The sequence below is a fragment of the Neorhizobium sp. BETTINA12A genome (genome assembly GCF_023006485.1).
In the GTDB taxonomy this organism is placed as follows: domain Bacteria; phylum Pseudomonadota; class Alphaproteobacteria; order Rhizobiales; family Rhizobiaceae; genus Neorhizobium.
The window spans coordinates 23,219-29,631 of the sequence record NZ_JALBGW010000052.1; the positions used below are offsets into that span (position 1 = coordinate 23,219).

A 6,413-nucleotide genomic window follows, 5' to 3' on the forward strand; every position below is an offset into this window, starting at 1 on the left:
CCTCTATAGGCTGTGTCATCCGCCGCTCGCCAGTTTCTGGAAGCGGCTTTTTTCGTCTGCGGAGGAGTGTCATGTCGAGCCTTTCCACCACCATGGCTGTGACGGTGACGGACAATTCCTGGTCCGCACATATGCGCGCGACCCTTGCGCTCGGCGTGCCGCTGGTCGGGGCGCAGCTGGCGCAGATGGCGATCAATACAACCGACGTCATCCTGGTCGGCTGGCTCGGCACGACCGAGCTCGCTTCCGTGGTGCTCGCCACGCAGATGTTCTTCCTGGTCTTCATCTTCGGCACCGGGTTCACCAGCGCCGTGGTGCCGATGGTGGCGCAGGCGCTCGGGCATGGCGATAGCCGCTCGGTGCGTCGGTCGGTTCGCATGGGGCTGTGGATCGTGCTTGCGTTCGGGGTGCTGACGGCGCCGATTCTGTGGTTCTCGGCACCCATCCTTCTGGCACTCGGGCAGCAGCCGGATGTCGCGGCAAATGCACAGAGCTATTTGCGCATCGCCCAATGGGGCATTTTCCCCGCGCTCGGGCTGATGGCGCTTCGAAGCTTCGTCACCGGGCTCGAGAAGGGCGGCATCGTGCTTTACGTCACGATCGTGATGTTCCTCATCAATGCCAGCCTTGCCTATCTGCTGATCTTCGGTCATTTCGGTGCACCGGAAATGGGCCTGCACGGGGCGGCAATCGCTTCCGTCGCCGCCAACCTGTTCGGTTTCGTGGCCGCTCTCCTTTATGTGGAAAGCCAGCCGAAGATGCGCGCCTACGAGATCTTCGTGCGCTTCTGGCGGCCGGACTGGAGCATGGTGCGCGAGATCGTCGTGCTCGGCCTGCCGATCAGCTTCACCATTCTGGCGGAAACCAGCCTGTTTTCGGCTGCCTCCCTGCTGATGGGCATCATCGGCAAGCTGGAACTCGCAGCCCACGGCATCGCGCTGCAGCTCGCAGCGATCGCCTTCATGATCCCGCTCGGCCTGTCGCAGGTGGCGACGGTGCGCGTCGGGCTGGCCAATGGCCGCGGTGATCTTCTGGGCGTCAAGCGGGCGGCGCTTGCCGTGCTTGCGGTCAGCGTCCTGTTCACCACAATCGGCAGCGTGCTGTATGCGACGATCCCGCACTTCTTCGGCAATCTCTTCCTGGATACACGCAAGGAGGACGCCGCGACCGTGCTGAAATTGGCGGTCCCGCTGATCGTCATCGCCGGAGCTTTCCAGCTGGTCGACGGGCTACAGGTGGTCGGGGCCAGCCTGTTGCGTGGCCTCAAGGACACCAGGGTGCCAATGGTGCTGGCGCTGATCGCCTATTGGCCGATCGGTTTCGCCTGCGCCTGGGTCTTCGCGTTCCCGCTCGGGTTTCGCGGCGAAGGCGTCTGGTTTGGCTTCGTCACCGGCCTCGCAGCGGCCGCGGTTCTGCTTTGCGGCCGCTTCTGGCTGCTGGTGAGACGCCAGGCCAGAACGACCCGCTGAAGAGCCAGCGGACCGTCTTTGTTGGTCAGGCCGGTTGGAGCTCTTGTAAAACCGCCCTGTGGTAGAAGCCGACATTGGTCTCTACGCCGAGGCGTCGGCTCAACGCCTGCCTATCGATGCCTGCCTCCTCATCGGATTTTGCGACTGCGGCAATGACCGGCTGAAGAGCGTGCTCGCCTTCGAACTGGAGGATGGTGATGACGTTGAATAGTCCGGCGCTGGAAGCCTGTTCCAGGATCAGATCGTCGACGAATCCCGGCTGGGCGCGGATAACCTTATGCGTCCTGTGAACCAACGCCATGAATTCTTCGCGCCCTTCGACCGGGACCGCAAATCTGTTGACGCGAAAAATGCGTCGATTCTGTATTTCGCTCATATGAAAAACCCCTGCTCGATCTTGAACAGGGGCGTTTATGGGACCTCAACCAATGTTGAGGTCAATAGGCGGCTGCGGATTTTTTAAGGGCGCCCGAATTCAGCGCTCGGCGAGGGCAGGTTCGCCCTTCTTCTCGCGCACCATGTTGATGAAGCGACGGAAGAGATAGTGGCTGTCCTGCGGGCCGGGCGAGGCTTCCGGATGATGCTGGACCGAGAACACCTGCTTGCCAGTGACGCGCAGGCCGCAATTGCTGCCGTCGAAGAGGGAAATGTGAGTCTCCTCAACGCCTTGCGGCAGAGACTTCGAATCGACCGCGAAGCCGTGATTCATCGAGACGATCTCGACCTTGCCGGTGGTGTGGTCCTTGACCGGATGGTTGGCGCCGTGATGGCCCTGATGCATCTTTTCGGTCTTGGCGCCGAGCGCCAGGCCGAGCATCTGGTGGCCAAGGCAGATGCCGAAGGTCGGGATATCCGTCTTGATGACGTCCCTGATGACCGGCACGGCATATTCGCCGGTCGCGGCCGGGTCGCCCGGGCCGTTCGACAGGAAGATGCCATCCGGCTTCAGAGCCATGATGTCTTCCGCAGAGGTCTGGGCGGGCACCACCGTCACCTTGCAGTCGAGGCCAGCGAAAAGGCGCAGGATGTTGCGCTTTACGCCGTAGTCGACGCAGACGATATGGTATTTCGCGTCTTCCGGCTTCAGGTCTTCATACCCTTCGTTCCAGACCCAGGGCTTCTGGTTCCATTGCGAGGACTGGCCGGAGGTGGCTTCCTTTGCGAGGTCGAGGCCTTCGAGCCCGCTCCAGGCGCGAGCTTCGGCCTTCAGAGCCTCGATATCGAAGACGCCGTTGGGGTCATGGGCGATGACGGCGTTCGGTGCGCCGTTCTGGCGGATCCAGGCGGTGAGCGCGCGGGTGTCGATGCCCGAAAGGCCGATGATGCCGCGGGCTTTCAGCCAGCCGTCGAGATCCTTAGAGGCGCGGTAGTTGGAGGGTTCGGTGATGTCGGCCTTGAAGATGGTGCCGACCGCGCCGCGGCGAGCTGCCGGCGTCAGGTCCTCGACGTCTTCTTCGTTGGTGCCGATATTGCCGATATGCGGGAAGGTGAAGGTGACGATCTGGCCGAGATAGGAAGGGTCGGTCAGGATCTCCTGGTAACCGGTCAGCGCGGTGTTGAACACCACTTCGGCCGGCACCTTGCCGGTTGCGCCGATCCCGGTTCCTCCGATCACGGTGCCATCGGCCAGAACGAGCAATGCGGTGGGTTTCTTGGTGGTCCAGGGAGCGGTCGCGGTCATATCCATCCTTCTGCCTCACCGGTCCCGTCCCTTGAAGAGACAGGCTGCGAGGGCCATTTATGGTCGTGAGAGACGGGCGCGCGGAATCCCGGCGCAAGCCCTAACCTCTAAATCTCGTGCAGGTGCCGGAAAATAGACAAAGCAGGCGAGGTGGTCAATCTCGGCGCCGAAGAATTCCATGGGAATTATAAGCCATCGGATTCAAGGATTTGGGCGAATTGATTTGATCGCCTCCGGCCCGTCGTCTATGACAGCGGTGTGAATGCCAAGGAAAAGCCACAATTCACGATGCCTGCGCCCAGGCTTTTCCCAAGGAGAAAAATGATGTTGCGCGACAAGCTTTCGGATGCGCTCAAGGACGCTATGAGGGCCAGGGAAACCCGCCGGCTTTCGACCGTGCGGCTGATCCAGACTGCGATCAAGGATCGCGATATCGCCAATCGCGGTCTCGGCAAGGACCCGGTCAGCGACGACGATATCCTGCAGATCCTGCAGAAGATGGTGAAGCAGCGCGAGGAATCGGCGAAGATCTACGAAGACGCCGGCCGTGCCGAACTTGCGACGCAGGAGCGCGAGGAAATCGACGTCATCAAGGGTTTCATGCCCGAGCAGCTCTCGGACGAGACGGTGCAGGAATTGATCAAGGCGGCGATCGCCGACTCGGGCGCCCAAGGCCTGCGCGACATGGGCAAGGTCATGGCTGTGCTGAAGGAAAGGCATCCGGGCCAGATGGATTTCGCCAAGGCTTCCGGCGTGGTGAAAGAGCTTTTGAAGTAGGCGGCCCTTTTAAAGGCCGGTAAACGAAAGGCGGGAATCCGGTCACCGGATTCCCGCCTTTTTGCTCTTCCGGATCTTGCCGGCCGACTGCGGACTTGCCGCCGGCGAGATGGTCCGGGGCGCTGCGATACACTGCGACACGCCCCGTCCGAAGAGCGAAGGAGTTGCACGGTCGAAAAGGCCGTGCTCGATGGCATTTTCGCTGGGGGCGTCGACGCTTTCGATTTTGAGGTGAGGCTAGATGCGCCAATCTGCGTTTGCAAATTACAAAAAGATAATCCGGATTGCTTGTTTCCGGCCTGAAATTTGCCGAATATCGAAGCATGGGAGCGTCATTTCTTGTGACTCTTCTGTTCGCGCATGTAGTGCCTGAGCACCGCGTTGATGCGGGTCTGGTAACCTTTGCCGGTGGACTTAAAGAAATCGATGACGTCCTCATCCACGCGAAGGGAGATTGACTTTTTGGGCTTCGGCACGACGAGCACGGCCTTGGACCAGTCGATATCCTTGAACTCCGCCCAATCGGGATCGTCCGCAATCGCGCGGTCGATATCCTCATCGGTCATGGCGTCGATACGCGCCCAGTCGGTCTGGCTTTTTTCGCCTTGGGCACGCTTCAAGCGAAGTTCATCGAGGGTAACGGTCGTAATAGAGTCTTTGCTCATTCTGTCTGGCCGCCCGTGCTGAGATGATCCGGCATTTTTCGCCTCTCATGGTATAAACGACTGCTATGAGGCGATCCGTATCGGGACAAATTGCAAGGGTGCGGACTTCTCCATTTCGATCCGAGCGAAGTTCGAGACGGGGCTCTTGGAGGGCGAACACCACATCTTCGAAATCGATCTGATGCTTTTCAAGATTGGTTCTCCGCTTGCCTTCATTCCACTCGAAGAGGGAGAGCGGTTCTTGCTCACGATTCATAACGATACCTAAAAGACTTCAGTTGCCTTCAGGCACGTAATGCGCCATGTGTATAGGCAATATGTATATACAGAGGCGCAAGTTAGTCAAGCCTTTGGACAGCTGGCCTGTGAATAGCGGGCAGCGTTTCTCTTGTTGGTGGCGTTCCTTTCGAGCCGTGCTTATATGGACGCCAAGCAGAGGTGAAGATGCGCTTTTCCAACAGTTTTCTCGACGAGATTCGCGACCGCGTGCCGATATCGGGCGTGATCGGCCGGCGGGTGACGTGGGATCGCAAGAAAACCAACGTCTCGCGCGGCGATTATTGGGCCTGCTGCCCCTTCCATGGCGAGAAGAGCCCGAGCTTCCATTGCGAGGACCGCAAGGGCCGATATCACTGCTTTGGCTGCGGTGTCACAGGCGACCATTTCCGGTTCCTGACCGATCTGGAAGGGCAGAGTTTTCCCGAAGCGGTGCAGACTGTCGCAGACATGGCCGGCATCGCCATGCCGCAGCCGGACCCCCAGGCCGAAAAGCGCGAGAAGGAACGCACGACGCTGCTCGACGTCATGGAGCTGGCGACGCAATTTTTCCAGGATCAGCTCCAGAGCGCCGTCGGGGCGAAAGCGCGCGCCTATTTGCGCGATCGCGGGCTGACCGGCCGTACCATCGAGACCTTCCGCCTCGGCTATGCGCCGGAAAGCCGCAATGCGCTCAAAGAACATCTGGCCGCCAAAGGCGTGCCGAAGGACCAGATCGAGGCTTGCGGCCTTGTCGTGCATGGGGAGGGGATCGCCGTTTCCTACGATCGCTTTCGCGACCGGGTGATGTTCCCGATCCTGTCGTCGCGGGAAAAGGTGATCGCGTTTGGCGGCCGTGCCATGGCGCCGGATGCGCCGGCGAAATATCTGAATTCCAACGAGACCGAGCTCTTCCACAAGGGGCAGGTGCTCTACAATTTTTCACGGGCACGACGAGCCCAGGGTGTCGGCAAACCTGGACAGGGCGAGGGCACGATCATCGCCGTCGAAGGTTATATGGACGTGATCGCGTTGCACCAGGCGGGCGTCGAAAATGCCGTGGCGCCGCTCGGCACGGCGCTTACCGAAAACCAGCTCGAGCTTCTCTGGCGGATGACCTCCCAGCCGGTGCTCTGCTTCGACGGCGACGGCGCTGGTCTCAGGGCGGCAAGCCGTGCCGCGGATCTGGCGCTACCGTTCCTGAAACCGGGAAAATCGGTGCGTTTCGCCCTGCTTCCCGATGGCAAGGATCCGGACGATCTCGTTCGCCATGAAGGCCGCGCGCCCTTCGACAAGGTGCTCAACGAAGCAAAGCCGCTGGTGGAGATGATCTGGCAGCGCGAAGCGGCATCGGCAAGTTTCGATACGCCGGAAAAGCGTGCCGAACTCGAAGCGCGGCTGAAGCAGATCGTTTCCGTCATCGCCGACGAAAATGTGCGCCGGCATTACCAACAGGCCATCCGCGACCGGTTGAACAGCTTCTTCGCGCCGGCTCAGCGCGGCGGCAATGACCGGCGCCAGAATTTTCAGCGCGGCGGCGGTGCTGGTGGCAGGCCGGGGCAGGGC

General features: G+C 60.6%; 7 protein-coding genes. 3 read left to right on the forward strand and 4 right to left on the reverse strand.

Annotation, left to right across the window (positions count from 1 at the left end):
* Positions 1-71 precede the first annotated feature (71 nt).
* Positions 72-1,469, forward strand: coding sequence for an MATE family efflux transporter (locus tag MOV61_RS14950; RefSeq protein ID WP_051899768.1), 1,398 nt, complete (start codon positions 72-74; stop codon positions 1,467-1,469).
* 25 nt (positions 1,470-1,494) lie between these two features.
* On the opposite strand, the gene MOV61_RS14955 is transcribed toward MOV61_RS14950, so the two are convergent.
* Positions 1,495-1,845, reverse strand: coding sequence for an antibiotic biosynthesis monooxygenase (locus tag MOV61_RS14955; protein ID WP_247137129.1), 351 nt, complete (start codon positions 1,843-1,845; stop codon positions 1,495-1,497).
* 99 nt (positions 1,846-1,944) lie between these two features.
* On the reverse strand, positions 1,945-3,150 hold the full coding sequence (gene carA / locus MOV61_RS14960) for a glutamine-hydrolyzing carbamoyl-phosphate synthase small subunit (protein WP_247137130.1): 1,206 nt from the start codon (positions 3,148-3,150) through the stop codon (positions 1,945-1,947).
* Between the two features lie 324 nt (positions 3,151-3,474).
* Here carA and MOV61_RS14965 point away from each other — a divergent pair, with 324 nt between their 5' ends.
* Positions 3,475-3,927: a GatB/YqeY domain-containing protein gene (locus MOV61_RS14965; RefSeq protein WP_247137135.1), complete on the forward strand. Its 453-nt coding sequence runs from the start codon at positions 3,475-3,477 to the stop codon at positions 3,925-3,927.
* Between the two features lie 332 nt (positions 3,928-4,259).
* Here the strand turns inward: MOV61_RS14965 and MOV61_RS14970 are convergent, their stop codons facing one another.
* Both MOV61_RS14970 and MOV61_RS14975 read right to left on the reverse strand, forming a co-directional pair.
* Entirely contained in the window at positions 4,260-4,592 is a 333-nt protein-coding gene (locus tag MOV61_RS14970) for a BrnA antitoxin family protein (protein WP_247137131.1), read from the reverse strand.
* On the reverse strand, positions 4,555-4,848 hold the full coding sequence (locus tag MOV61_RS14975; protein WP_247137132.1) for a BrnT family toxin: 294 nt from the start codon (positions 4,846-4,848) through the stop codon (positions 4,555-4,557). Before MOV61_RS14975 ends, MOV61_RS14970 begins: the two co-directional genes overlap by 38 nt.
* A gap of 188 nt (positions 4,849-5,036) precedes the next feature.
* Here MOV61_RS14975 and dnaG point away from each other — a divergent pair.
* Positions 5,037-6,413: DNA primase (dnaG, locus tag MOV61_RS14980; RefSeq protein WP_247137133.1), on the forward strand; the 1,377-nt coding region annotated here is incomplete at its 3' end.

Excerpts from the sequence above, each read along its gene's own strand:
- MOV61_RS14950 (WP_051899768.1), top strand. The coding sequence starts at position 72 with ATGTCGAGCCTTTCCACCACCATGGCTGTGACGGTGACGGACAATTCC.
- MOV61_RS14955 (WP_247137129.1), bottom strand. The coding sequence starts at position 1,845 with ATGAGCGAAATACAGAATCGACGCATTTTTCGCGTCAACAGATTTGCG.
- carA (WP_247137130.1), bottom strand. The coding sequence starts at position 3,150 with ATGACCGCGACCGCTCCCTGGACCACCAAGAAACCCACCGCATTGCTC.
- MOV61_RS14965 (WP_247137135.1), top strand. The coding sequence starts at position 3,475 with ATGTTGCGCGACAAGCTTTCGGATGCGCTCAAGGACGCTATGAGGGCC.
- MOV61_RS14970 (WP_247137131.1), bottom strand. The coding sequence starts at position 4,592 with ATGAGCAAAGACTCTATTACGACCGTTACCCTCGATGAACTTCGCTTG.
- MOV61_RS14975 (WP_247137132.1), bottom strand. The coding sequence starts at position 4,848 with ATGAATCGTGAGCAAGAACCGCTCTCCCTCTTCGAGTGGAATGAAGGC.